Below are 25,293 nucleotides of genomic sequence, written 5' to 3' on the forward strand. Positions count from 1 at the left end.
CGGGGTTGATCTGCCGGTGCACCAGATCTTCGCGCATCCGACGATCGCCGAGCTAGCCGAGATCGTGTCGGCCGACCCGGACTTCGGCGCTGGTGCGGCGGAGAAGTCGGAGCTGGACGACCTCAGCGACGACGAGCTGGATGCGCTGCTGCGCGCGGCACTGGCCCAGCGCAACCGCCGCCGCGCCGCCCCGGACGCAACCGACTCCTGACCCGGCGGAAGACCGAGGCGAGCACCAACAGAACCACGGCCGGGCGGGCAAGCGAGAAGTCCTTGCCGTGCTTTACCGCCATCCGCAGTTCTCACACCCGTACGCATGCTTGCGCGAATAGGAATGCTTGCGCCCCTGTACACCGGGCCTTGCCAGGCGAGAATTTCATGTTAACGTTACTAACATGAATAAGCGCCCGTACCAGATGCGGGTACGGGCTGTCGCTGCCAGGGAAACGGCGGATCGGATCCTCGACGCCGTCGAGCGGCTGTTCTGGGAGACGCCCAGCGGCGAACCGACACTAGATGTGATCGCGGCCGCCGCCGGGGTGTCGGTGCAGACGGTGATCCGCAGGTTCGGAGGCCGGGAAGGCGCCGAGGCGGCCGCCTTCGCCCGCGCAGCCGGGCGGGTGGCCGATCAGCGCGGGGCCGTCACGCCAGGTGACCTCGCGGGCGCAATAACCGTTCTGGTGGACCACTACGACGCGCTCGGCGACGGCGTGGTGCGGATGCTCGCGGCCGAGCACCTCCGCCCGTTCGTCGCCGAGGTAGCGGCCAATGGCCGTCGCATGCATGAAGCGTGGTGTGAGCAGGTGTTCGCCCCGACGCTGGACTCGCTGACCGGCGTGGCCCGGGCCCGCCGCCTCGCCCAGCTGATGGCGGTGTGCGACGTCGGAACCTGGAAGGTGCTGCGCCGAGACCGGAAGCTGTCACGCAAGCAAGTCGAACTGGCGTTGTCGGAATTGCTCGAGCCACTGACCTCAGGAGCCTGACATGGCACGCATCCTCGCCTACACATCACCGTCGCGCGGCGACCTGTATCCGGTCGTGCCCGTGTTGGCCGAGCTGCGGGCCCGAGGCCATGACATAGCGGTCCGGACGCTTGCCTCGGCCGTGCCGACGATGCAGGAGCTGGGCTTCGACGCGGCGCCGGTGGCGCGGCAGATCGAATCGATCGCGCACGACGACTACAAGGCGTGGAACCCGAGCGGGGCGATCAAGCGGTCGTTGCGGGTGTTCGCACGCCGGGCCGAGTTCGAACAGGCGGATCTGTCGGCGGCGCTGGGGGAGGAGTCGCCGGATGCCGTCCTGGTGGACTTCAACTGCTGGGGAGCCGCGGCGGTCGCCGAACGGGCCGGCATCGCCTGGGGACGCTGGTGTTCCTACCCGCTGCCGCTTCCCTCGCGCGACGTGCCGCCGTTCGGTCCCGGACTGCCGCCCGCGCGGGGGCCACTCGGCCGGCTGCGCGACCGGGCGCTGAGCCCGGTCATCACCGGCGGGTTCGAGCGGGTCATCGTTCCGCAGGTGAACGAAGTGCGTACCCGGCAGGGACTCGCGCCACTGTCCGGCATCACCGGCATCGTCACCTCGGCGCCGCTCGTACTCTCGATGACCGCCGAGCCCTTCGAATACCCGCGCTCAGACTGGCCGTCGTCGGTACGACTGATCGGCCCGTGCGCGTGGGATCCGCCGGCCGCGCCGCCACCGTGGCTGGACCAGGTGGGCCGTCCCGTCGTGCTGGTGACCACGTCGTCGGAATACCAGGACGACGGCAGGCTGGTCCAGGTCGCGCTGGAGGCGCTGGCCGACGAGCCGTTCCAGGTGGTGGCGACCGTTCCGGCGGGCGCCGGCACCTTCGAGGTGCCGGCTAACGCTCACGTCGCCGAGGCCCTGCCGCACGCCGCGATCCTGCGGTACGCCGCTTGTGCCGTCACCCACGGTGGGATGGGAGCCACTCAGAAAGCGCTGGCATACGGAGTTCCGGTCTGTGTCGTGCCGTTCGGGCGCGACCAGCACGAAGTCGCCCGTCGGGTCGAGAACGCTGGCGCGGGTGTGCGGCTGCCCAAGCGCAGGCTCCGGTCCGGCAACGCCGCCGGCGCGTTGCGGAACGCCGTGACAGCGGCGATGGCCCGCGCCGACGGCGCCCGTGCAGTCGCCGCCGCCTTCGAGCACGCCGGGAACGGGCCTGCTGGCGCCGATGCCGTGGAGCAGACTCTCCTCGTGACCTGAACCGCCGAACCTGGAGACGCCCCGGTCAGGCGGTGGTGAGCACCGAGGCGGCAAGGTCAGCGGGTTCGGCGTCCGGAACGCGGTTGCTGCTGGCTCGGTGCCGGCCGGGTGCCGGTCTGGCACCGCTCAAAGCCGGGCCCATGCTGGAGGTCCGGCCGAGCAGCGCCAATAGGCTGCTGCCCACAGCCAATAACGCGATCAGGCCGGTGGCGTAACCGACCAGGCCGGCCAGGCCCACCAGCAGCGGCAGCAGCCGGACCGCGACCGCGCTGCCGATCGCGCGCAGCGCGCCGGCCACCGCGAGCAGGGTGGTGAGCCGTTCCGGGCGGGCGGTGGCCGAGATCGCCGAGTCCATCTCGCCGTGGAAGGCGGTCAGGCACAGCCCCGACAGCAGCTGGGCGAGCAGCAGGCCGGTCAGCTGCCAGGGCGCGACCAGCCAGCCCACCAGCATGCCGATACCCCAGCCGGTCCAGAGCAGGCCGGTGCTCGCCCGCAGCCGGGACACCGCGGCGCTGGCGCGGGTGGCCAGCAGGCAGCCGGCGGTGAACGCGATCGACGCCGCGATCACCGACAGCTGGCCGTACAGGTCGACGGCCAGCGCGGTGTTCAGGGTGGCCGGGCCCGACCCGATCAGCATCACCGCGGTGCCGGCCAGCAGCAGCGCGGTCACCGGGGAGCGGTCCGCTGGCCGGACCGGCTGGCCGACCTCGGTCAGCTGGGCGAGTTCGGCCAGCGGGTCTGGCACAGCGGCCAGCTGGCGACCGCTGGGCACCCGGGCGTGCCGGGCGCACCAGAACTGTGGGGCCAGGCTCGCCGGGTAGAGCATCAGGACGGCGGTCAGGGCCAGCCGGCCCGCCGCACCCGAGCTGGTCACCGGCAGCAGGGCGGCCACGCTGGCCGCGGCGGCCTCGATGGCGGCGATCGCCACCGCGTAGCGCACCATCGCTCTCGGCCCTGGGGCCCGGTCGGCGACCTCGGCGCGCATGCCGGCATACCCGGTCCAGGCGGCGACGTTCATCGCCACCACCGCAGCCGAGATGACCGGAGCCGGCGTGCCGAGCAGCAGGCCGGCCAGGGTGAGCACCCGCAGCGGCAGTTCGACCGCTCCGACCAGGGTGAGCAGCGCACCGCCGGAGAGCACCCGGGACAGCCACATGGTCGCCGGTGCCGACAGCACGATGCCGATCAGCATGGCCGCGTTGTACAGGGCCGCGGTGCTCAGGCCGTGGCGTTCGACGGCAAGCAGCGTGAAGGTCGTCCAGCCCAGTGACAGACCGAACGAGTCGATCAGGCCGGCGAGCAGGAACTCGCGGTCCGCGGGACGCTCAGCCATCCACTTCGTCGATCGGATACGCGGCCGGCAGCGGGAATCCGTTGAAGGTCGAGGCGTAGCTCAGGGTGTAGGCGCCGGCGGAGGCGATGTAGATCCGGTCGCCCTCGTCGAGCGAGGCAGGCAGCCGGACGTCGTGGAACATGGTGTCCGAGCTGTCGCAGCTGGGCCCGGTCACCGTGAAGGACTCGAGCGGGCCGCCGCCGTGGCCGGACCGCGACGTCCAGAGCGGGAACTCCCAGGTCTGGCCGGTCTGCAGGGTCTCCATCAGGCCGTTGTAGGCGCCGACGTCGAGGTAGAGCCAGTTCTGCCCGTCCCGCACGGCCCGTCCCAGCACGGTCGCCACCAGCACGCCGCTCTCGGCCACCAGGTACCGGCCGGGCTCGGCGGCGATGAGTCCGGGCTGGTAAGGCAAATGGTCTTCCAGCGCCTCGCTGATCGCCGTGCCGATCGAGCTGATGGACGGCACGGCGCCGCCGTAGTGGGCTGGGAAGCCGCCGCCCAGGTTGAGCATGTTCAGCACGATGCCGTGCTCGGCGAGCCGTTCCATCAGCTGCGCCGCGACCGCGACGGCGCGGGCCCAGGTGGCCGGCCGGGTGCACTGCGAGCCGACGTGGAAGGTGAGGCCGTACGGGTGCAGGCCGAGCTCGCGGGCCCGCAGCAGGCCGCGCAGCCCTTCGGCCGAGTTCGCGCCGAACTTGCGGGACAGCGGGAACACGCTGTCGGAGTCGTCCACCCGCAGCCGCAGGTACACCGCCGCCCCGGGCGCCTCGGCGGCGATCTTGGACAGTTCCCGCTCGGAGTCGAAGCTGAAACGCCACACCCCCGCGGCGCGGGCGTGCGCGATGGCGGCCGGCGGCTTGACCGGGTTGCTGAACAGCACGTCCTCGGCGTGCACGCCGAGTTCCAGTAACCGGCGCAGCTCGCCGACCGAGGCGATCTCGAAGCCCGCGCCCTGCTCGTGCAGCCGCCGCAGCACGGTCTCGTCGCCGTTGCACTTCATGGCGTAGTGGACGCTGACGCCGGGCAGCGCGCTGCGGAACCGCATCAGCTGAGCGGCCACGATGTCGGGGTCGAAGGCCAGGAACGGCGTTTCCCGATCGATGATCGCCAGTCGTGCCGGGGCCAGCGACGCCGGCCAGTAGCCGGGGAGCAGCCTCGGGACGACCGGGCTGGCGACAGGGATGCTCATGCCACCGGCACCTTCGACTTCGTCCTGGGCTTGCCGGGCTTGGCGGCGCTGCGCGGCGCGGGGTGGCCGGTGGCACGCTGGTCCGAGAGCTCGGCGACCAGCAGCTCGGTGGCCTGATCGGCCGGGACCGGCTTGGAGATGAGGAAGCCCTGGCCGATGTTGCAGCCGATCCGGCGCAGCGCCTCGTACTGCGCGCGGTTCTCCAGGCCCTCGGCGATGGTGGTGACGCCGAGGCCGTGTCCGAGCTGCACGATGGTCCGGGCCAGCGTCGCCTCGCCCGACGGGCTGGTGACCCGTTCGACGAACGACCGGTCGATCTTGAGGGTGTCGAAGGGGAACCGGTGCAGGTAGCTCAGCGAGGAGTAGCCGGTGCCGAAGTCATCGATGGCCAGCCGCACGCCGAGGTCCTTGAGCTGGTTGAGCAGCGTGAGGATGTCCTCGGTGTCGTTCATCAGGACGCTCTCGGTCATCTCCAGGCAGAGCTGGCCCGGCACGATGCCGGTGCTGGACAGCGCGTTGGCGACCACCGCGAGGAAGTCGCTCTGGCCCAGCTGGTGGCTGGAGACGTTGACGGCCATGCCGATCTGGCGGCCCATCGCCTGCGACCAGAGGGCGGCCTGGCGGCAGGCCTCCTCCAGCACCCACTGGCCGAGTGGCCGGATCAGGCCGGTGGTCTCGGCGAGCGGGATGAACTGGTCCGGCGGCACCAGGCCGCGTTCGGGGTGGTGCCAGCGGATCAGCGCCTCGAAACCGAGGATGTCGCCGCCGTTCATGTCGACCTCGGGCTGGTAGTACAGCTCGAAGTGACCCCGCTCGAGGCCGACCCGCAGGTCGGCGGCGACCTGCAGCCGGTCGACCAGCGCGGCATGCATGGTCGGGTTGTAGAGGACGTAGCCGCCCTCGCCGGCCGCCTTCGCCCGGTACATGGCCAGGTCGGCGTTGCGCAGCAGCTGCCCGGCGTCCTCGGCGCCGGAGTCGGCGTAGGCGATGCCGATGCTGGCCCGGATGAACGCCGGCTGGTTGTCGATCGCGAACGGTGCGCTCAGGGTGGCCCGGATCCGCTCGGCTACCGCGCGGGCGTTGTTCTCCTCGTCGTCGTGCAGGCACCCGATCAGGACCGCGAACTCGTCCCCGCCCAGGCGTGCCACGGTGTCCTCGGGGCGAACGGCGCCCAGCAGCCGGCGTGCCACCTCGACCAGCATGGCGTCGCCGGCGGCGTGGCCCTGGCTGTCGTTGGTCTCCTTGAACCCGTCCAGGTCCAGGAACAGCACCGCGATCCGGAACTCCGAACCGGCCCGCCGCTGCAACGCCTGGCCGACCCGGTCGGTGAACAGCGCGCGGTTGGCAAGGCCGGTGAGGGTGTCGTGGAAGGCTTCGTGGATGAGCTGATTCTCCAGCTCCCGCCGCTCGGTTACGTCGCGCATGTTGAGCACCAGGGCACCGACCGCCGGGTCTTCCAGCAGGTTGGTCACCGAGATCTCGGCCTGGCAGATCCGTCCGTCGGCGCGTACCAGCGGCAGCTCGATCACCGCGACGCCGCGCGAGCGCAGGCTGGCGCTCTTCAGGGCTTCGAGCAGCGCGGTGGCTGCCTCGGGCTGGAAGATCGAGGTCAGCGGCGCACCCACCAGCCGGTGGGCGTGGTGGCCGAAGACCCGCTCGATGGACTCGCTCTGGTACTGCACGACCGAGTCGGTGTCCACCACGCTGACCACGTCGGAGCTGTGCAGCACCAGGGCCCGGAAGCGCTGCTCGCTGGTCTTGAGCTCCTGGGTGCGCTCGGCCACCCGGGCCTCCAGGCCCCGGGTCAGCGTGCGGTTCTCCAGCATGGTCAGCACCTGGCGGCCGACCATCAGCAGGATCAGCACCGACCGGTCCCAGGAGATGAAGCTGGAGCCGCTGCTGCGCCCCTGCAGCTTGTCCAGGACGGTGGTGACCACCGCGGCCACCACCGCGATGTAGGGCATCAGCAGGCCGAAGTTGCGGACCTGCTTGGCCACTGCCGAGCGGTGCGCGACACTGCGCTCGGGACGCAGCGAGGCCAGCAGGATGAGCAGGAAGCCGGTGAACCAGCCGAGGTCGGTAGGGCTGCCGGAGCTGTAGGCGTCGGTCAGGGTGAGGTAGGTGAATCCACTGTCGGACAAAGCAAAAGTGGCCAGCCCGCAGCCGACCAGGATCAGCGGGACGTTGTCGGCATGCCGCTGTCGGCGGCCCGCGAGGACGTACATCACGATGGTCACCATGACCACGTCGCTGACCGGGTAGGACAGGCTGATCGTCAGGGCGAACAGGTTGTCCGCGCCGGCGGCGATGGTGGGGCCGAGGACCAGTGTCCAGCTGATCAGCAGCAGGGACGTCGCAATCATGGCGCCGTCCAGCACGCTGCGGGCCCGGTTGGCCGCGGTCTGGGCGGCGGTGCCGAGCACCAGCAGGCCCGCCACGGTGAAGATCGGCATGCCCAGGTAGCCGACGTCGGCGAGGGACGGGAACGGCACCGCATCGCCCATCACCGACTCGAACCAGAACCACAACAGCTGCCCGACGCCCCATGACGCGGTGGCCGCTCCGAGCAGCACCCAGGACAGCCGGACCCGGCCGGTGGCCCGGCGGGACCGCAGAACACAGCCGATCGATGCGGCGAAGGCCGCGCAGAACAGGGCGACGTTCGACAGCGTGCGCACCGTGTGCGGGCCACCCAGCCGCGCGACGAAGCAGATGCCCAGTGCCAGCACGGCCGCACCGACCAGTGCCGCGGCACGCCGGAAGGCCTGCATGTCGTACGACGGCAGGTCCGGCACCAGCGCGGCAGCCGGGCGCGGTGCGTGGGCGATGGCCACAGGCTTCTCCCTTGGGGATAGTCCCTTGCCCATCGACCACGGTCAGCACAAGTTAAATGACTGTGAGTAACAAAGAGCTGCCGGTCGGCTGATCCGTTCACCCCGGCAGTGCGATTTCCGTGGTGTGCGGCGGGCGCTATGTCAGGAGTGGGAGGACTTCGCCAGCGAGCACTGCCAGCTGGTCGAGGTCGGTCAGGTCGAGGAATTCCAGGTAGAGCCGATCAGCACCCGCATCCCGGTACTGCCTGATGCGGTCCGCGGCCTGGTCGGTAGTCCCGGTGATTCCGATCGAATCGGCCTCCAGCTCCTCCAGGGAGAGTCCGAGGGATGTCGCCCGGGTGCGCAGCTCCGCCGCGGTTCGTCCGACGCAGACCGTCTGCACCGTCGAAAGTCTCAGGGACGCCGGATCGCGGCCGATGTCGCGACAGGCAGCGTGCACCCGGTCGAACTCCGCCCTGGTCCGGGCCGGTGACAGCCAACCGGAGTTGAACTCACGCGCGAAGCGGGCGGCCAGCAGGGGTGTCCGGCGCGGTCCGCTGCCACCGATGATGATCGGCACACCGCCGTCCCGGTGGCAGCGCACGCCCGGTGCGTTCTCCAGCTGGTAGAACGTGCCGACGTAGTCCAGGCGCGCTCCGGGCGGGGTTCGCCACAGCCGGGTGATGATCTCCAGCTGCTCGGCCATCCGGCCGAATCGTTCGTGCGCAGCCGGAAAGTCGATGCCGAAGGTGCGGTGTTCGGCTTTCCACCAGCCGGCACCCAGGCCGAGCTCGATCCGGCCGCCACTCATCGCATCGACCTGCGCGACCAGAATGGCCAGCTGCGCCGGCGTCCTGAAGGTGACCGGGCTGACCAGACTGCCCAGCGTGATCCCGGTGGTGTCCCGGGCAAGTCCCGCCAGCGTGGTCCAGGCATCGGTAAGCCATTCGGACCGGGGGTGGTCGACACCGGCGAGATAGTGATCGGCCCGGAAGAGGCCGTCCAGTCCGGCGGCGCCGGTGGCCAGCGCGATCGCCAGCTGATCGTCGTAGGAGGCTCCGTTGTGGGGCTCGATCATCACATGGATTTCCATGGGCTGCCCCGTTCAGGAGCTACAGGTCAGGGTTGGCGGTCGTAGCGGGCGGCCGCGCCGCAGGTCTCGCACCGGTACACGCCGTCCCCGGCCGGAGCCAGCTCGCCGTGCCCGACACAGGTAGGCACTCCCTCGGACGAGAGCACCACGTTGCCGATGCTGACGTCCCAGCCGCCGTCGACGTCGGCCAGCTGGGCGCCGGACCCGCCCACACCCTGCCGGGCCTGGTGCAGCGCCCGCACCACCGCGATGGTGCCGGTGGCGATCCGCGAGCCCGGAACCCAGCCGGGCAGCGAGTTCGCCGACGGCACCACCGGCTCGTCGCCCCGCATCCGGATCACCAGGGCGCGGTCCTCGCCGGTGCCCAGCGTGAAGGTCACCGAATAGCACCCGGGTTCGTCAAGAGCCTCGATCCGAGAAAGCAGCGGGTCCACGCCAGCAGCATTCCAGATCGGCCGACGGATCAGGGCTTGCCCCGGGGAGCCGTCGGCTTCGGCTTGCTCGTCGGACGGCCCGGGGGACTGGTGGGAGGAGTGCGATGCGCCGGCTTCGCCTCGGTCTTGCTGGGCGTTGGCGACGGCCGCGCCTGCGTCGGCGTCGCGGCCGGTGCACTGCTGGCAGGAGAAGTTTGCGACGCCGCAGGCTCGCCGAAGGGTGTTACCAGGACGCGCGTCCATCTCGTCGGCTCCGCCGAACTCGGCATCGACGAGCTGGCCGGGGATGCGGAGGCCTTCGATTGGAACGGAGTCGTCGCTGCGCTGCCACGCGGTCCACCCGGCGCAGCGGCCCGCTGGCTCGGCTGGGGAGTCGAGTCCGGTCCGGGCACCCGGTCCGGACGGATGGTGGGCGAGAGCATCGCCACGGCCGCGACCACGGCTGTCGTCACGAACGCAACCACGGCTGCCAGGACGCCGACCGCGCCGCCGATGTGCCTGCCGCGGCCTGGAGCGTAGCGGTGGCTGCCCGCCCGCGAACTGCGCGCACGCACCAGGGCCAGCAAGGCCAGCCCGGTCAGTGCGACCGAGCACAGCAGGATTTCAGCGCGCACGAGAACTCGCCCGGTCAGTCGCAGACGCGGTCATCGATTGATCGTAACGAGGCACTGTGAACTTGCCGTCTGATCAGGAGCCGGACATCAGCAACGGCAGGCGTCGTGCTCGGGTCGCCTCACTCGCGGTCGGAGAAGCGCTCCCACGCCGATTGCCGGGTCATGTCCAGCGCCACACCGATCCGCGCCCAGGACACCCCGCGGCTGCGGGTGCGACGCACCCAGGTGGTCAGGCTGCCCTCCACCTGGTCGGCCACCCGGGCGATCTTGGGCAGCTGGGCGAGCAGCTGCTCGTCGGTCATCTCCTGCCAGTAGGTCAGCTCGGCCGGCGGGTCGACCTCCTCGGACTGGGCATCGGACGGGGCATCGGGCTGGTCGGCGGGAGGGCCGGCGTCGGCGGCGAGGATCTCGGTGCACAGCTGCACGCACTCGTTGCAGATGTAGATGCCGGGCCCCGCGATGATCTTGGCGACCTCCGGGGCCGGCTTGGCACAGAACGAGCAGGCGATCGCGGCGGCGGTGGCTGGCTCGGCACGCACGGCATTCCTCCGCAGGTAGGCGTCAGGCTAGTCCTGACAGGCTGTCAGGACTAGCCTGACGTGTCAACCTCTTCAGCCGAGAGACGGCGCGCCGGCGTCACGGGACCGGCGGGTACGCGGCTGCGGGCGCACCAGCAGTCCGAGCGGTCCGGCGAGCCGTTGCAGCGCGCCGGCCCGCTGCGAGGTGGCCAGCCGCTGCCGCAGTACCGGCACCCCGTCCCCGCTCAGCTCGTCGAGCACTCCGGCCCGGCCGCCGATGCCGAGCACCAGCGCCTCGGCCGGCCCGCGTACCGACGGCCCCGCGCCGGCGTCCCAACCGGTGTCGGTGGCGGTGAACCGCAGCCCGTCCAACCGCGACCCCATCGCGTACCCGGGCGACGGGCGGGAGGTCAGGTGGTGGAACGCCACCGCCAGCCGGTCTTCGGGAATGTCGCGGCCGATGCCGAGCGGAAGGCGGATGTCGAGGTCGTGCAGGACGACGTCGGCCAGCACCGGGTCGTAGCCCGAGCGTGGCACGGTGGTCCGCGCGCCGGCCCGCCGCCGCAGCAGCTCGACGATCTCCGCGTCGGACTTACCAGCCGCCCGCCGCGTCAGCCACTCATTGACCCGGTCGAAGTCGGCGGCGGTGGCGACCAGGCCCAGGTAGATCTTGAACTGGCCGAACCGCAGGAAGGTGGTCAGGTGGGCCGCCACGTCGTGCACCGTCCATCCCGCGCACAGGCTCGGCGTCCGGAGCTGGTCCGGGGTGAGCGTGCTCAGCAGATCCGCGGCATGCCGGCGCTCGTCCACAATCATGTCGTAGACCTGCATCCGCCGACGGTAGCGGGCAGGCAGCGACCGGTATTTCTCGCGGCTTGCGGAGGTCAGGGCCCTGGCGTGCGGTCTGCGTACCGGCCGCACCACCCGGTTTTGCTAGCGTGACTTCATGGTGCCCGAGTTCGCCGACTCCCCAGCCGAGCCCGCCGCGACCCCGGACGACGCCGGAACCGGTCGCCTGCGGATCGGTGTGCTGGTGGTGGCCTACAACGCCGAGTCCACCCTGCAGGCCACGCTGGACCGCATTCCACCCGACATGCGGTCCCGGATCGACGAGATCCTGATCTGCGACGACGCCAGCTCCGACCGCACCGTGGACGCGGGACTGGCCTGGCGGCAGGCCAACGGCGCGATCCCGACCACGGTGGTCCGGCACGTCAGCAACCTCGGCTACGGCGGCAATCAGAAGGCCGGTTACCGGCTGGCCGCCGAACGCGGCCTGGACCTGGTGGTGCTGCTGCACGGCGACGGCCAGTACGCCCCGGAGGTGATGGCCGACCTGCTGGCCCCGCTGGAGCGCGGCGAGGCCGACGCGGTGTTCGGCTCCCGGATGCTGCAGGCCGGCTCCGCCCGGGCCGGTGGCATGCCGCTCTACAAGTACCTCGGCAACCGGGTGCTCACCTCGGTCGAGAACCGGCTGTTGAACTCGACGCTCTCGGAGTTCCACTCCGGCTACCGCGCCTACCGGGTCGCGGCGCTGGCCGAGCTGCCGCTGGAGTTCAACACCGACGACTTCGACTTCGACACCCAGATCATCATCCAGCTGCTCGACGCCGGGAAGCGGATCGTCGAAGTGCCGATCCCCACCTACTACGGCGACGAGATCTGCTACGTCGACGGGCTGAAGTACGCCCGCGACGTGGTCCGCGACGTGCTGCAGTACCGGCTGACCAAGGTGGGCATCGGCACTCACCGCTGGGTGCCCGCGGATCCGGAGTACGCCGCCAAGGAGGGCGAGGGCAGCTCGCACACCGTCATCACCGGGATGCTGGCGGCGCTGCCGCCCGGCCGGGTGCTCGACCTCGGCTGTTCCGGCGGCCGGCTGTCCGAGCGAATCCGGCAGCTCGGCCACAAGGTGGTCGGCGTGGACGGCATGGAGATACCCGGAGTCCGCGACCGGGTCGACGACTTCGTCCTCGGCGACCTCGAGGACGGCATTCCGGAGGCTGCCGGCGGCGACTTCGACGTGGTGATCGCGGCCGATGTCATCGAGCACGTCCGGTATCCCGAGAAGCTGCTGCGCCAGATGGTCGAGGTGCTGGCACCCACCGGCCAGATCGTGATCTCGACGCCGAACTTCGGTCACTGGTACTCCCGCGGCCGGGTCGCGGCCGGGGCCTTCGACTACGACCGGCGCGGCATCCTGGACGAGACGCACCTGCGCTTCTTCTCCCGCAAGAGCCTGCGCCGGACGATCAGCGCCGCGGGCCTGGACCTCCTGCAGCTGGAGTACACCGGCCTGCCGCTGGAGGTGCTGGCCCGGACCGATCGGTGGACCTCGCGGGCGGCCGGGGCGCTGGACCGGCGGCTGGTGCGGCTGCGCCCGACCGTGTTCGGCTACCAGTTCGTGGCCAGGCTGCGCCCGCACCATGCCGGCTCCGTCACCCACCACGGCTGATCCCCGGCTGACATGACCACTTCCGAAGCGGCACGTTCCGAGCTGGCCGGCGACCGCCCGGCGGACGGCGAGCAGCGCCTGGTCGTCCGGCGCCGGCGGCTGGTGCTGGGGCTGGCCCTGCTGTTCCTGCTGCTCAAGGCAACCATCGCCGCCCGGACGTACGGCACCAACGACATCCGGCACTGGACGGACTTCGTCAACGGGGTGGCCGAGCGCGGCCCGGTGGGCGTCTACGGCATCACCTTCGAACGGTCCTTCTACAACCACCCGCCGGTGATCGGCTACTTCCTGTGGCTGGTCGACCTGGGTCGCCAGCACGGCCTGGGCATCGGCTTCTCGATCCGCTCGGTGGCCAGCCTCGCCGACGTGGGCTCGGCCTTGCTGGTGTTCGAGATCCTGCGCCGGCGCCGCAGCCTGCGCGAGGCCGGCTGGGCGGCCGGCCTGGTCGCGGCCAGCCCGGTGCTGGTCATCATCTCCGGCTTCCACGGCAACACCGATCCGGTCTTCGTGCTGTTCACCCTGCTGGCGCTGCACCTGCTCGCCGACCGCGACAAGCCGCTGGCCGGTGGCCTGTCGATGGGCATCGCGATCGGGATCAAGGTCGTTCCGGTGGTGGCGATCCCGGCGCTGCTGGTACTCGCTTTCACCCGGGGCCGGCGCAGCCTGCTGCGGTTCGGCGCCGGTTTCCTGCTCGCGTTCGGGATCAGCTGGCTGCCGGCCCTGATCGCGGAAGGCAAACCGGTCCGAGAGCACGTGCTGGGCTACGCCGGCAGCGGGATCAGCCAGTGGGGCCTGATCCAGATCGGGCACTGGTTCGACGACCCCGGCTGGGCCGATTTCCTCACCGGCACCGGACGGTTCCCGATCGTGCTGCTGTGCGCCGCGGTGCCGGCCGTGCTGGTCTGGCGCCGGCCGGCGATGGCCGCCGAGGCGGTCGGCCTGTCACTGGTCAGCTTCCTGTTCCTGAGCCCCGCGTTCGGCTGCCAGTACCTGGTCTGGGCGATGGCCGCGGCCTACCTGCTCAACCTCGGCTGGGCCACCGCCTACAACCTCGGCGCCGGACTGGTGCTGTTCAAGATCTACACCCGGTGGGCGCACGGCTTTCCGTGGAACCATGCCGACTACTGGGGCCTGGTCGGCATCGAGCTGGTCGGCGCGCTGCTGCTGTGGGGCTGCCTGGGCGTCCTCGCCGTGCTCGGGGTGCGCCGGATCCTCCGGGCTCCCGAGCCGGCTGCTCAGACCAGGTAACCGTATTCGCTGATCCGCTTGGCGGCGTGGGCGTAGAGGTCCGGGTCGTCCGGCGCCATCGTGCCCAGGCCGTCGACGTACCGGTTGTACATGCAGAACGCGGCCGCGATCAGGACGGCGTCGTGCAGTTCCAGGTCGCTGGCACCGGCCTTGCGGGCGGCGTTGATCAGCTCCGGAGTGACGTCGCGACCGCTGACCTGGACCGCGCCGGCGATCCGCAGCAGCGCGCGCAGCTTCGGCGAGACCGGCGCGTGGTCGAGGTCGCCGCGCACCTGCTCGACGAACTCGACGTCCTCCTCGAGCTGGACGGCGGCGATCGCCGAGTGCGACCCGCAGCAGAACGTGCACTCGTTGCGGCCGGAGACGTAGGCAGCGATCAACTCGCGCTCGCCACGGCTGAGGGTGCTCGGCCCGCGCAGCAGCACCTCGGCGAGCTCGCTGAGCGGCCGCGCGGTTTCCGCGCGGTAGATCAGGGGACCGGAGATGCCGGGGTAGTCGGTCTCGTTGACGCCAAGAGCGATGTGGGCCATGGGAAGTCACGCCCTTTCAGTTGTGGTCAATGGCTTGTATAGTGACACTATCCAATGAACGAGCCGAGCGCGATACCTCGCAACGAGTGGGCAATTTCGAAGAACTATCGCCGGTCCGGAGCTGAAACACGCCCCGGCAGGTGACGCTGCCGTGCCTTCGATCAGCTGCTGAACGGATCTCGGTCGTCGCGAGGATCCCGGTCCTTCTTGACGTCGCGCAGCAGGTTCCGGACCGAGGGGGCGGCGACGTAGTAGCGCCCGCGGCGTTCGCCGTGCGGCAGCAGGAATCCCCGGTCCGCAAGTGACTTCAGGTCGCGGCCAGCGGTCTGCTCGGAAATCTCCTCCCCGCCCTCCGCCACGATCTTGCGGTAGGTACCCCGCCGTATCCGGAATCCGAAGGCGGCGTCGTACAGAGCCAGCAGCGCCCGGTCATCCTCGTCGCCGACCAGCTTCACCAGGGCGCTCCACAGCCTTTCCGAATCCCGGACCCGCTGGCGCAGGGTGCGTGCCTGGCGCAGATGGGCGGTGAGCACGAAGCGAATCCAGGGACGCGCGTCCCGCTCGGGACGCCACGAGCCACCACCCACCTCGCCCAGGACCTGGTAGTAGGCGGGGGTGTTCCGTCCCAGGTATTCCTCGATGCTCATGAAGACCGGAGACAGCACGCCCTCACGAGCCAGCACGAGGCTCTGCAGGCATCGGGCCATCCGGCCGTTGCCGTCCCGGAACGGATGGATCATCACCAGGTTGAGATGCGCCATGGCTGCCTTGACGATCGTGACGTCGTCACCGGCATCGAGGTAGCCGACCAGTTCCTCCATCAGTCCGGGAACGAAGTCGATGTCCACACCCTCGTGAACGATCTCGTCGGTTTCGGCCCGGTGTACATAGACCGGGCCCGCGCGCCATCGACCCGGCCGGTTGGCCAGGGCATAGCCGGTCATCATGAAGTGCAGGCTCTTGAGGAGCTGGGTGCTGTACCGGAAGTCGTCCGCCTCCTCGGACAGTTGCAGGACGTACGTCATCGCGGTGCGGTAGCCCTCCAAGGCCAGCCGGGTCTGGATGGTGACGTCCAGCGGTTCCTCGCCGACGGCCACGGCGGCCGCGTCGTCCAGCGCGGCGTCGAAGCCCTCGATGCTGTTGGACCCCTGGATGTTGCGGGCGAACGACAGCCGGCGCAGCGAGCCGTTCCACCGCTTGGGTTCGTGCAGCGAGTACCGCAGGCTCTTCTTCAGCTCGTCGAGCTGGCGGAGGACGGCCAGTTCCTCCGCGTCCAGGACCGGAGCTTGGAACAGCATGATGCTAAGTCCGTTTCATTAGCTCGCTACGATAGTTAGTTTCTATCATTTCAAGCTTATGAATGTATCAAACTATTACGCAGCCGCGCTGAAGCTCAGCCGAAGCGGCCGGAGATGTAGTCCTCGGTACGCCGCTCGCGGGGGTTGGAGAAGATCTTCTGGGTGTCGTCGATCTCGACCAGCTGGCCGGGCTTGCCGAGCCCGGAGAGGTTGAAGAACGCGGTGCGCTCGCTGACCCGGGCCGCCTGCTGCATGTTGTGGGTGACGATCACGATCGTGTACTGCTGCTTCAACGACTGGATCAGGTCCTCGATCGCCAGGGTGGAGATCGGGTCCAGCGCCGAGCACGGCTCGTCCATCAGCAGCACCTGCGGTTCGACGGCGATCGCCCGCGCGATGCACAGCCGCTGCTGCTGGCCACCGGACAGGCCTGCGCCGGGCTTGGCGAGCCGGTCCTTGACCTCGTCCCACAGGTTGGCCGCCCGCAGCGACTTCTCGACCACCGCGTCCAGCTCGCCCCGCTTGCGGCGGGAGGCCTGCAGCTTCAGCCCGGCCGCCACGTTGTCGTAGATCGACATGGTAGGGAACGGGTTCGGCCGCTGGAACACCATGCCGATGGTGCGCCGGACGTTGACCGGGTCGATATCCGCGCCGTAGATGTCCTCGCCGTCCAGCAGCAGCTCGCCCTGCACGGTGGCCCCGGCGATCACCTCGTGCATCCGGTTGATGGTGCGCAGCACGGTGGACTTGCCGCAGCCGGACGGGCCGATGAAGGCGGTCACCGAGCGGGGCGCGATGGTGAAGTCGACATCGGCCACCGCCAGGAACTTGCCGTAGTAGATGTTGAGGTTGCGGGCTTCGATCCGCTTGGCCATCTGGCGCTTCCCCTTGTCTGGAATGGTTTTCGTACAACGAATGACGGGCGGTTACGAGAGGAGGCCGTCAGGAGGACATCTTGCTGCGGCTGGCGATCAGCCGGGCGATCAGGTTCAGCACCATCACCAGCAGGATCAGGGTAAGCGCGGCACCCCACATCCGGTCGGCCGCGTAGTGCACGCTGACCTTGTGCCCGCCGCGCAGGATGGTGGTGCTGCCCAGGTTGCCGAACTGGTCCTTGATCATGCCGGGCAGCGAGCCCTGCGGCCCGCTGAACAGGTTGTTGTTGTCGTTGGGGGAGTAGCCCACCAGCACCAGCAGCGGCGCGGTCTCGCCGGCCACCCGGGCCACCCCCAGCACGACGCCGGTCATGATCCCGCTCATCGCGGTCGGCAGCACCACCTTGACGATGGTCTTCCACTTCGGCACCCCCAGGGCGTAGGACGCCTCGCGCAGCTCGTCCGGGACCAGCCGGAGCATCTCCTCGGTGGTCCGCACCACCACCGGGATCATCAGCATCACCAGCGCCAGCGAGACCAGCCAGCCGGCGCGCTGGCCGGAGAAGGTGGTGACGAACACCGCGTAGATGAACAGCGCCGCCACGATCGAGGGGATGCCGGTGAGGATGTCGACCATGAAGGTGGTGGCGCGGGCCAGCGGGCCGCGGCCGTACTCCACCAGGTAGATCGCCACCAGCAGTGCGATCGGCACCGAGATCAGCGTGCAGAGCGCGACCTGCTCCAGGGTGCCGACGACCGCGTGCAGCACGCCGCCGCCCGGGTCGCGGTAGGTGATGCCGCGCTGGCTGCCGGTGAACCAGCCGTCGCGGGTGATGGCCGACAGCCCGCGGCTGACCACCGTCCACAGCAGCCAGACCAGCGGCACCAGGGCGAGCAGGAAGCAGCCGTAGATCACCGTGGTGGCGATCCGGTCCTTGGTCTTGCGCCAGCCGGTGCCGGGTGCGGCGGCCAGCGGGTGGACGGTCGTCGCGCTGGTCATGCGAACTCCTTGCGGCGGTTGACCACCCAGCGGGCGGCGGCGTTGACGGCGAAGGTCAGCACGAACAGCACCAGGCCGGCGGCGATGTAGGCACCGGTCTGGGCCGGGCTGTTGAACTCCGAGGCGTTGTTGGCGATCTTGGAGGCGAAGGTCTCGCCGCCGTTGAAGATCGAGTACGAGAACGGCCCGGTGTTGGAAACCTTCGACAGGATCAGGGTGATCGCGATGGTCTCGCCGAGTGCCCGGCCCAGGCCCAGCATCGCGCCGCTGACCAGGCCGGCCCGGCCGTAGGGCAGCACCGCCGTCCGGATCACCTCCCAGTGGGTGGCGCCCAGCGCCCAGGCCGCCTCGATGTTGGCCCGCGGGGTGCGCTCGAAGACGTCCCGGCCGATCGCGGTGACGATCGGCAGGATCATCACCGCCAGCACCACCCCACCGGTGAAGATGGTGCCGCCCTTGACATTCTCATCGGCGAACAGCGGGAACCAGCCCGCGTGCCGGGACAGCAGGTCGGCCAGCGGCTGGATCTTCGGCGCCAGCACCGCGATGCCCCAGACGCCGTAGATGATCGACGGGATCGCCGCCAGCAGGTCGATGACGTAGGCCACCGGACGGGCCACCTGGGCCGGCGCGTAGTGCGAGATGAACAGGGCGATGCCGATCGCGACCGGCACCGCGAACGCCATGGCCAGCAGCGAGACCAGCACCGTGACCCACAGCAGCGGCAGCACCCCGAAGTCGGGGCTGTCGCCGCCGACGTCCCAGCTGCGCGCGGTCAGGAAGTTGGACTGGTCGGCGGTGATCGCCGGCAGCGCCCTGATCACCAGGAACAGGGTGACCAGGCCGATCAGCAGCACCAGGAAGGCGCCGGCCCCGGAGCTCAGCCCCGCCAGCACCCGGTCGGCGAACCGGCCCGGGCCGAGGTTGCCGCCCAGCGTGCCGGCTCCGAACACCGGCTCGGCCTCCGCCGAGATGCTGACCCCGGCGGGCTGGCTGGTGGCGAGAAACGGCTCGACCGCCCGCTGGCCGCCCGACGGCGCCGAGCCCGCAGCGTCCGGCCGGGGTTCGAAGTCGAGGTCGGGGTCGGCCAGCCGAGCCGGCCCGCTGTCTGACGGCGTCCGATCCATCTGCGGCCTCACCTTGGTCTGGTAGGGGATCAACTACGGCTGCCTTTCACGGGCAATCCCCGCCGGACGGTGCGGCCTCGGGCCGGTGCCGTCCAGCGGGGATCTGCTCGCTCGAAGATCAGGTATCAGGGCAACTGCCTAGCTGATGGTCGCGACCGCGGCCTGCACCTTGGCCTGGATCTCCGACGGCAGCGGGGCGTAGCCCAGGTCCTGCAACGCTGCCTGGCCGTCGCCGGCGGTGTAGGTCAGGAACGACTTGACCAGCGCGCCGATCTTCGGGTCGGAGTACTTGGAGCAGACGATCTCGTAGGTGACCAGGATGATCGGGTACGCCCCGGAGGTCTTGGTCGCGTAGTCCAGCTTGAGCGTCAGGTCCTGCCCGCCGTTGCTGGCCACCTTGGCCGCCGCCACCGCCGCGCCGGCGCTGTCGGCGGTCAGCTCGACCGGGCCGGCCCCGTTGTCGACCTTGGCGGTCTCGAGGTCGCCGCTGACCGCGAAGGACCACTCGACGTAGCCGATGCCGCCCTCGGTCGAGCCGATCGCCTGCTGCACGCCCTGCGAGCCGGTCTTGCCCTGGCCCGCGAACCCGGCCTTGGAGGAGTCCTTGTCAGGCTTGGAGGTGAAGCCCGACGGGTCGGTGGCGGCCAGGTACTTCTCGAAGTTCTGGGTGGTGCCCGAGGAGTCGCTGCGGTAGAACACCGTGATCCTGGTCGAGGGCAGCGAGGCGCCGGAGTTGAGGGCCTTGATGGCCGGGTCATCCCAGCTGGTGATCTTGCCCAGGAAGATCTCGGTGATGACCTGCGGGGTCAGGGTCAGGCCCTGCACGCCGTCGAGCTTGTAGGCGACGGCGATCGGGCCGGTCACCATCGGCAGGTTCAGGGCCGGCGAGCCGCAGGCGGCAGTGGCCTTGGCGACCTCGTCCTTGCCCGGGTCCAGGGCCGAGTCCGAGCCCGCGAAGTCGTCCTGCTTGGCGATGAAGTTGGAGACGCCGGCACCCGAGCCGGTGCCGTTGTAGGTGATGGTGGTACCGCTGCACTTGGTCTGGAAGTCCTTGATCCACTGCTCCATCGCGTTCTTCTGCGCGGTGGAACCCTCGGCCTTGAGCGAACCGCTGGCGCACGCCGTCTGGCCGGCCGGGTTCGAGGCCGAGTTCGGCTTGCTGCCGCCGGCATCCGCCGTGGAGCCGCTCGAACCGCAGCCGGTCAGCGCGATGGCGCCGGCCGCGAGGCCTGCCAGAACGCCCGTGCGGGTGGTGATCGACACCGATAGTCCCTTTCGTGGTTGGTAGGGCTGGGTGCGGGTGCCCAGCGGGCACCGCGACGCAGCCGTTCGCCAATCGTTGACAGGGCAAAGTTAAGGAGCCGAGGTGGCGGGCCGGGAAGTGCTTGGTTAACGGGACGTGAACGACTGTGGGCGGCTTGTTCAGCCGGCCGCGAACTGGATATCGCGCGCGAACACGGTGAACCCGAGGCCTTCGTACAGGGCCCGGGCGGGGGTGTTGTCGGCCTCGACGTAGAGCAGCACGGTGCCCAGGTCGCGCTCGCGCAGGTAGCGCAGCCCGGCGACCAGCAGGGCCCTGCCGAGCGAGAGGCCCTGGGCGTCAGGGTCGACGCCCAGCACGTACACCTCGCCCATCGGCTCCGGCGTCTCGGTGTGCACCTTGGTCCAGTGGTAGCCGAGCAGCTGCCCGTCGGCGCGCACCGCGAGCAGGAAGCCGGCCGAGTCGAACCACGGCGCGGCAAGCCGGTCCTCGAGGTCGGCCAGGGTCCACCGGCCCTGCTCGGGGTGGGCGGCGAAGGCCCGGGCGTTGACGGCCAGCCAGGCCTGCTCGTCGAAGCCCGGCCGGAACGGCCGGATGCTCACCCCGTCCGGCAACCGGGGCTCGCCGAGCTCCAGCTCGTCGAGGGAGACGCGCAGCTGGAGCAGGGTGCGTACCGGTTGCCAGCCGGCCTGCATGCCGGCCTGGGCGGCGACGCTGTTGCGTCCGTGCGCCCACAGCCGCAGGCTCGCCGGGTCCACCAGCCGGCCGGCGGCCTCCAGCAGCTCGGTGGCCACCAGCGGGTCGGTGGCCACCAGCTCCACCGAGCAGGTGTGCTCACCCGGCTCGAGCTGGGCGTAGCCGAGCAGCGTGCTCTCCTCCTGGTAGGCCTGCTGGTAGACCAGATGGCGCACCGGCGGGCCGGCGGTCAACCGGAGCAGGGCCTGCTCGCTCAGTGGCGGGGTGTCGGCGGCGTCCGGGCTCTGCCGCGCCAGGGTGCTGATCGCCGCCACCAGCTCCGGGCTGAGGACGGCTACATCGGAGATCGGCGCGGTCACACGGGCAAGGTTAGCGGGGCCGCTCAGCCGAGCCCGCGGCGCTGGGCCGGTCCGCGACGGCAGCACCGGTGGGCTCGGCACCCCGGGCCCGCAGGCCCGGCTCGGCGGGTTTGACGAACTTGTAGCCGACGTTGCGCACCGTGCCGATCAGCGCCTCGGACTCCACGCCCAGCTTGGCGCGCAGCCGGCGCACGTGCACGTCGACGGTCCGGGTGCCGCCGAAGTAGTCGTAGCCCCACACCTCCTGCAGCAGGTGTGAGCGGGTGAACACCCGCCCCGGGTGCTGGGCCAGGAACTTCAGCAGCTCGAACTCCTTGTAGGTCAGGTCGAGCACCGTGGAGCGCAGCTTGGCGGTGTAGGTGGCTTCCTCGATGGTCAGCTCGCCCACCTTCACCACCCCCGGCTCCCCCTCCACCGTGGAGCTGCGCCGGGCCACCGCCAACCGCAGCCGGGCGTCGGTCTCGGCGGGGCCGGCGGTGTCCAGCAGCACGTCGTCGACCGCCCAGTCCGCCGACAGCGCCACCAGGCCGCCCTCCTTCAGCACCGCCAGCACCGGCAGGTTCGCCTCAGCGCCGGCCAGCACCTTGCTGAACGCCCGGGCACCGGCCAGGTTGAACCGGGCGTCGATCAGCACCACGTCAGCGCCGATGCCCAGCAGCGGGCTGACGTCGTAGTCGAAGACGGTGACCGTGTGCCCGAGCAGCCCGAGGGCGGGCAGCACCTCGGTGGTCGGCTGTGCCGCCGTGGTGAGCAGGCAGATCTCCATGACGCCTCCCGGGCCGGTAGCGGCTGACCGGCGGTAGGGAATGAGGGAACGCTGGGGAACAATGCTCCCATGATCGAGGGTCCGGAACCTGTACGCCTTCGGACAGCGGACGGGATAGTTCTAGCGGCCGACTATTACGCCGATGTTTCCGATACCTCCAGCGGTCCCTCCTACCTGCTCGGGCACGGCTTCACCGGCTCCTCGCGGCAGCCGCGGGTGGTCCGGATCGCGGAGGCACTGCGGGCGGGCGGCGGCTCGGTGCTGGCGCTGAATTTCCGCGGGCACGGTGCGTCGGGCGGCAGGTCCACCATCGGGGTGGACGAGATCGCCGACGTGGCGGCCGGCCTGGACTGGCTGCGCGAGCGCCGGCCGCGACTGCCGGTGGTGACCGTCGGCTTCTCGATGGGCGCCTCGATCATGATCCGCTACGCGGGCCTCGGCGGCACCCCGGACGCGGTGGTCGCGGTCAGCGGGCCGGGCCGCTGGTTCGAGCGCGGCACCGAGGCGATGCGCCGGCTGCACCTGGGCGTGGAGACCCGGATCGGCCGGCTGGTGCTGCACCGGGTGCACCGGACCCGGATCGGCGGCGGCTGGGACGTGCTGCCGGCCTCCCCGGTGGAGGTGGCGTCCTCGATCACCGCGCCGCTGCTGCTGGTGCACGGCGACGCCGACCCGTACTTCGGCCTGGAGCACCCCCGGATGCTGGCGGCGGCCGCCCCGCACGCCGAACTGTGGATCGAGGCGGGCCTCGGACATGCCGAGACCGCCATGACCGACGACCTGCTGGAGCGGATCGCCGGCTGGGCCCGCCGGGCGGTCGAGGCGCCGGACGCCGAGGCGTCTGCCACCATGAACCGGTGACCGTGGACAGCTCCGCAACGCCGGCCGAGTCCGTTGGTGAGGACGCGGCTGCTGGAGCCCCGGCCGGCCGGCAGCCGTCCGCCGCCGCGGCCGGCACGCTGCAGATCCAGCTGGCGGTGCTGACCGCGCTGACCGGCGGGGTGCTGGCGGCCGGGTCCTACCTGGGCGTCGTGCCGCTGCTGGTGGCCGTCGGCCTGGTGCAGCTGCTGCTGACGGTCAGCTGGCTGTTCGGCACCGCGGTGCCCGGACGGCGCGGTGGCCTGGTGCTGGCGGTGCTGGCGGCCGGCGGCGCGGACGCGGCCACCGTGCACTGGCCGCACAGCGGCTACTCGCCGGTCCTCGGGGTGCTGGGCCTGGCGGTGCCGCTGCTGTTCGCCCACCAGCTCAGCCGCGGCGTGGTGCGCACCCGGGTGGTGGAGTCGCTGGCCGACATCACCGTGCTGCTGGTGGCGCTGGTGGCGCTGGCCGGCCTGCTGGTGCTGCGCCGGCAGGGCAACGGGGACATCCTCACCCCGGCGGTGCTCGGCGCGATCACTGCCGGCCTGGTGGCGGCCCACTTCACCGACGCGGTGTACCCGGCGCCCCGGTTCGACCCGGCGGTCGCCCGCGGGCTGCCCGCGGTGGTGGTCGGGGTGCTGGCCGGGGCCCTGGTGGGGCTGCTCGGCCTGCGCCGGGTGATCGAGTTCACCGGCGGCCGGGGCGCCTTCGTGGGCGCGGCGATCGCCGCGGTGGCTTGCCTGCTCTCGATCGGGGCGGCGTTCAGCGGGGTGCGCGCGTCGGCGCTGCCGCCCGCGCCCGTCGGGGCCGCGGTCCGGCTGCGCCCGGTGGCCGCGGTGCTGATGACCATGGCGCTGAGCACGCCCGCCGCCTACGTCCTGGTCAACGCGCTGGCCGGCTGAACCCCATCGGCCGGCCCGTCGGTCGAACCCGCCGGCCCGCCGGCCACCCGCACTTGGCCGGTCCCCAGGTGATGGCTAGGCTGGGGCCCACTATGGCTGAGCTGCTCACCTCCCGCCGCGCGGTCGACCTGTGCCGCGTGGGCAGCGCGCTGTGTCCGCTCCGCTGATCGGGTAGCCAGGCCGGCACCGGCCGGAACTGCCCACCGCGAGGTCGCCGGGCACTCGCCACCGCGACCGGAGATACCCCCGCGTTCTGTCGCGATCGAAGCTCTCCCCTACTCAGCAAGGAGAACAACCATCATGAGCCGCTCGGAAGCGCTCGTCTCGGCCGACTGGGCCGAGCAGAACCTCGACACTCCCGGCGTGGTGCTCGTCGAGGTCGACGAGGACACCTCCGCCTACGACACCGGCCACATCGCCGGTGCGGTCAAGCTGGACTGGAAGGCCGACCTGCAGGATCCGGTCGTCCGCGATGCGCTCAGCAAGGAGGCGTTCGAGAAGCTGCTGTCGGCCAAGGGCATCGGCAACGACGACACCGTGGTGCTCTACGGCGGCAACAACAACTGGTTCGCCGCTTACGCCTACTGGCACTTCAAGCTCTACGGCCACCAGAACGTCAAGCTGCTCGACGGCGGCCGCAAGAAGTGGGAGCTGGACGGCCGCCCGCTGTCCAAGGACGAGGTGTCGCGCCCGGCGACCGAGTACCGCGCCCAGGACCAGGACACCTCGATCCGGGCGTTCCGGGACGAGGCGATCGCCGCGATCGGCACCAAGAACCTGGTGGACGTCCGCTCGCCCGACGAGTTCTCCGGCAAGCTGCTGGCGCCGGCGCACCTGCCGCAGGAGCAGTCCCAGCGGCCCGGCCACATCCCGACCGCGGTGAACGTGCCGTGGTCCAAGGCGGCCAACGAGGACGGCACCTTCAAGTCCGACGAGGAGCTGACCAAGCTCTACGCCGACGCCGGCCTGGATTCCAGCAAGGACACCATCGCCTACTGCCGGATCGGGGAGCGCTCCAGCCACACCTGGTTCGTGCTGCACGAGCTGCTCGGCCAGGAGAGCGTCAAGAACTACGACGGCTCGTGGACCGAGTACGGCTCGCTCGTCGGTGTCCCGGTTGCGCTCGGTGACGAGCGGGGCGAGGCCTGATGTGCGGTGCCACCACCGGCGGTCTCTCGCTGGACGGTGTCGACGTCGCCAAGGAGTCGGTGATCCAGGGCGTCGTCACCCGTGACGACCAGCCGGTGGGCAACGCCTACGTGAGGCTGCTCGACAGGACCGGGGAGTTCACCGCCGAGGTGCCCACCTCGGCGACCGGCCACTTCCGGTTCTTCGCAGCCCCGGGTGAGTGGACGCTGCGGACGCTCGCGCCCAAGGCGGACACCAAGGACGTCCGGGTGGTGGCTCAGAAGGGTGTCGTGGCGGAGGTCGCTGTCGCGATCTGACGGCTGCCGCGCCGCCGGCCCCTGCTGATTACCAGGGGATGCAGGACGTTGTGCGCTCCCCATGGGTCACGGCCCATGGGGAGCGCCTGTTTGCCATGGGAAGCAAGCGCCGCAGGCCGTGCGGACGCCACGGGCCGTGCAGATGCGCCGACTCGACCGCGCCCCGGCGTGCAGACGTGCCGACTCGACCGCGTCCCGCCGTGCAGACACGCCGACTCGACCGCGTCCCGCCGTGCAGACGCGCCGACTCGCCAGGCCC

The 25,293-nt window shown here is 70.6% G+C and carries 24 protein-coding genes; 9 read left to right on the forward strand and 15 right to left on the reverse strand.

Going from position 1 to position 25,293, the window contains the following annotated elements; genetic code table 11:
- The 3 genes from VLJ82_RS19515 to VLJ82_RS19525 form a co-directional block, all read left to right on the forward strand.
- A partial coding sequence (locus VLJ82_RS19515; protein ID WP_408665034.1) for a hypothetical protein occupies window positions 1-211 on the forward strand: 211 nt, incomplete at its 5' end.
- 184 nt (window positions 212-395) lie between these two features.
- Window positions 396-983 carry a TetR/AcrR family transcriptional regulator gene (locus VLJ82_RS19520; protein WP_408665035.1) on the forward strand — a complete coding sequence of 196 codons (588 nt, stop codon included), beginning with the start codon at window positions 396-398 and terminating at the stop codon, window positions 981-983.
- Between the two features lies 1 nt (window position 984).
- Window positions 985-2,220: a glycosyltransferase gene (locus VLJ82_RS19525; RefSeq protein ID WP_408665036.1), complete on the forward strand. Its 1,236-nt coding sequence runs from the start codon at window positions 985-987 to the stop codon at window positions 2,218-2,220.
- Window positions 2,221-2,245: 25 nt separating this feature from the next.
- Here the strand turns inward: VLJ82_RS19525 and VLJ82_RS19530 are convergent, their stop codons facing one another.
- The 7 genes from VLJ82_RS19530 to VLJ82_RS19560 form a co-directional block, all read right to left on the reverse strand.
- Window positions 2,246-3,553 (reverse strand): hypothetical protein, encoded by a 1,308-nt coding sequence (locus VLJ82_RS19530; RefSeq protein WP_408665037.1) that lies wholly within the window; start codon window positions 3,551-3,553, stop codon window positions 2,246-2,248.
- A complete protein-coding gene (locus tag VLJ82_RS19535) occupies window positions 3,546-4,742 on the reverse strand; it encodes a type III PLP-dependent enzyme (protein ID WP_408665038.1) in 1,197 nt (398 codons plus the stop codon). The genes VLJ82_RS19530 and VLJ82_RS19535 overlap by 8 nt, the downstream gene beginning before the upstream one ends.
- The gene (locus tag VLJ82_RS19540) at window positions 4,739-7,576 is read right to left on the reverse strand and encodes a putative bifunctional diguanylate cyclase/phosphodiesterase (RefSeq protein ID WP_408665039.1); all 2,838 of its coding nucleotides are present in this window, start codon (window positions 7,574-7,576) and stop codon (window positions 4,739-4,741) included. Before VLJ82_RS19540 ends, VLJ82_RS19535 begins: the two co-directional genes overlap by 4 nt.
- A gap of 136 nt (window positions 7,577-7,712) precedes the next feature.
- Window positions 7,713-8,633 carry a TIGR03560 family F420-dependent LLM class oxidoreductase gene (locus VLJ82_RS19545; RefSeq protein ID WP_408665040.1) on the reverse strand — a complete coding sequence of 307 codons (921 nt, stop codon included), beginning with the start codon at window positions 8,631-8,633 and terminating at the stop codon, window positions 7,713-7,715.
- Window positions 8,634-8,674: 41 nt separating this feature from the next.
- A complete protein-coding gene (locus VLJ82_RS19550; protein WP_408665041.1) occupies window positions 8,675-9,028 on the reverse strand; it encodes a hypothetical protein in 354 nt (117 codons plus the stop codon).
- A 787-nt stretch (window positions 9,029-9,815) separates the two neighbouring features.
- Window positions 9,816-10,235 (reverse strand): ClpX C4-type zinc finger protein, encoded by a 420-nt coding sequence (locus VLJ82_RS19555; RefSeq protein WP_408665042.1) that lies wholly within the window; start codon window positions 10,233-10,235, stop codon window positions 9,816-9,818.
- Window positions 10,236-10,307: 72 nt separating this feature from the next.
- Window positions 10,308-11,045: a maleylpyruvate isomerase family mycothiol-dependent enzyme gene (locus tag VLJ82_RS19560; RefSeq protein WP_408665043.1), complete on the reverse strand. Its 738-nt coding sequence runs from the start codon at window positions 11,043-11,045 to the stop codon at window positions 10,308-10,310.
- 115 nt (window positions 11,046-11,160) lie between these two features.
- On the opposite strand from VLJ82_RS19560, the gene VLJ82_RS19565 reads away from it, so the two are divergent.
- Both VLJ82_RS19565 and VLJ82_RS19570 read left to right on the forward strand, forming a co-directional pair.
- Window positions 11,161-12,669 (forward strand): methyltransferase domain-containing protein, encoded by a 1,509-nt coding sequence (locus tag VLJ82_RS19565; RefSeq protein WP_408665044.1) that lies wholly within the window; start codon window positions 11,161-11,163, stop codon window positions 12,667-12,669.
- 12 nt (window positions 12,670-12,681) lie between these two features.
- Window positions 12,682-13,917: a glycosyltransferase family 39 protein gene (locus tag VLJ82_RS19570; RefSeq protein ID WP_408665045.1), complete on the forward strand. Its 1,236-nt coding sequence runs from the start codon at window positions 12,682-12,684 to the stop codon at window positions 13,915-13,917.
- Here the strand turns inward: VLJ82_RS19570 and VLJ82_RS19575 are convergent.
- The 8 genes from VLJ82_RS19575 to VLJ82_RS19610 form a co-directional block, all read right to left on the reverse strand.
- Window positions 13,905-14,447: a carboxymuconolactone decarboxylase family protein gene (locus VLJ82_RS19575; RefSeq protein WP_408665046.1), complete on the reverse strand. Its 543-nt coding sequence runs from the start codon at window positions 14,445-14,447 to the stop codon at window positions 13,905-13,907. The genes VLJ82_RS19570 and VLJ82_RS19575 overlap by 13 nt on opposite strands.
- Window positions 14,448-14,608: 161 nt before the next feature.
- A complete protein-coding gene (locus VLJ82_RS19580; protein ID WP_408665047.1) occupies window positions 14,609-15,745 on the reverse strand; it encodes a Fic family protein in 1,137 nt (378 codons plus the stop codon).
- A gap of 95 nt (window positions 15,746-15,840) precedes the next feature.
- Window positions 15,841-16,620, reverse strand: coding sequence for a phosphate ABC transporter ATP-binding protein PstB (pstB, locus tag VLJ82_RS19585; protein ID WP_408665048.1), 780 nt, complete (start codon window positions 16,618-16,620; stop codon window positions 15,841-15,843).
- 67 nt (window positions 16,621-16,687) lie between these two features.
- The gene (pstA, locus tag VLJ82_RS19590) at window positions 16,688-17,620 is read right to left on the reverse strand and encodes a phosphate ABC transporter permease PstA (protein ID WP_408665049.1); all 933 of its coding nucleotides are present in this window, start codon (window positions 17,618-17,620) and stop codon (window positions 16,688-16,690) included.
- On the reverse strand, window positions 17,617-18,747 hold the full coding sequence (gene pstC / locus VLJ82_RS19595; protein ID WP_408665050.1) for a phosphate ABC transporter permease subunit PstC: 1,131 nt from the start codon (window positions 18,745-18,747) through the stop codon (window positions 17,617-17,619). The genes pstA and pstC overlap by 4 nt, the downstream gene beginning before the upstream one ends.
- A gap of 138 nt (window positions 18,748-18,885) precedes the next feature.
- Window positions 18,886-20,010 (reverse strand): phosphate ABC transporter substrate-binding protein PstS, encoded by a 1,125-nt coding sequence (gene pstS / locus VLJ82_RS19600; protein WP_408665051.1) that lies wholly within the window; start codon window positions 20,008-20,010, stop codon window positions 18,886-18,888.
- 159 nt (window positions 20,011-20,169) lie between these two features.
- Window positions 20,170-21,063: a mycothiol synthase gene (gene mshD / locus VLJ82_RS19605; RefSeq protein ID WP_408665052.1), complete on the reverse strand. Its 894-nt coding sequence runs from the start codon at window positions 21,061-21,063 to the stop codon at window positions 20,170-20,172.
- Window positions 21,064-21,073: 10 nt separating this feature from the next.
- Window positions 21,074-21,829 carry a winged helix-turn-helix transcriptional regulator gene (locus VLJ82_RS19610; protein ID WP_408665053.1) on the reverse strand — a complete coding sequence of 252 codons (756 nt, stop codon included), beginning with the start codon at window positions 21,827-21,829 and terminating at the stop codon, window positions 21,074-21,076.
- 69 nt (window positions 21,830-21,898) lie between these two features.
- Between VLJ82_RS19610 and VLJ82_RS19615 the strand changes: the two genes are divergently transcribed.
- From VLJ82_RS19615 to VLJ82_RS19630, 4 genes are all read left to right on the forward strand, one after another.
- Complete coding sequence (locus VLJ82_RS19615) at window positions 21,899-22,690, forward strand: alpha/beta hydrolase (RefSeq protein WP_408665054.1); 792 nt, start codon at window positions 21,899-21,901, stop codon at window positions 22,688-22,690.
- Window positions 22,687-23,589, forward strand: a complete 903-nt coding sequence (locus VLJ82_RS19620; protein WP_408665055.1) for a hypothetical protein — start codon at window positions 22,687-22,689, stop codon at window positions 23,587-23,589. The genes VLJ82_RS19615 and VLJ82_RS19620 overlap by 4 nt, the downstream gene beginning before the upstream one ends.
- 300 nt (window positions 23,590-23,889) lie before the next feature.
- Window positions 23,890-24,738, forward strand: a complete 849-nt coding sequence (locus VLJ82_RS19625) for a sulfurtransferase (RefSeq protein WP_408665056.1) — start codon at window positions 23,890-23,892, stop codon at window positions 24,736-24,738.
- Window positions 24,738-25,034, forward strand: a complete 297-nt coding sequence (locus tag VLJ82_RS19630) for a DUF1416 domain-containing protein (RefSeq protein ID WP_408665057.1) — start codon at window positions 24,738-24,740, stop codon at window positions 25,032-25,034. The genes VLJ82_RS19625 and VLJ82_RS19630 overlap by 1 nt, the downstream gene beginning before the upstream one ends.
- Window positions 25,035-25,293: the final 259 nt, after the last annotated feature.

Source organism: Jatrophihabitans sp., assembly GCF_035474675.1.
Classification (GTDB): Bacteria; Actinomycetota; Actinomycetes; order Mycobacteriales; family Jatrophihabitantaceae; genus Jatrophihabitans_A.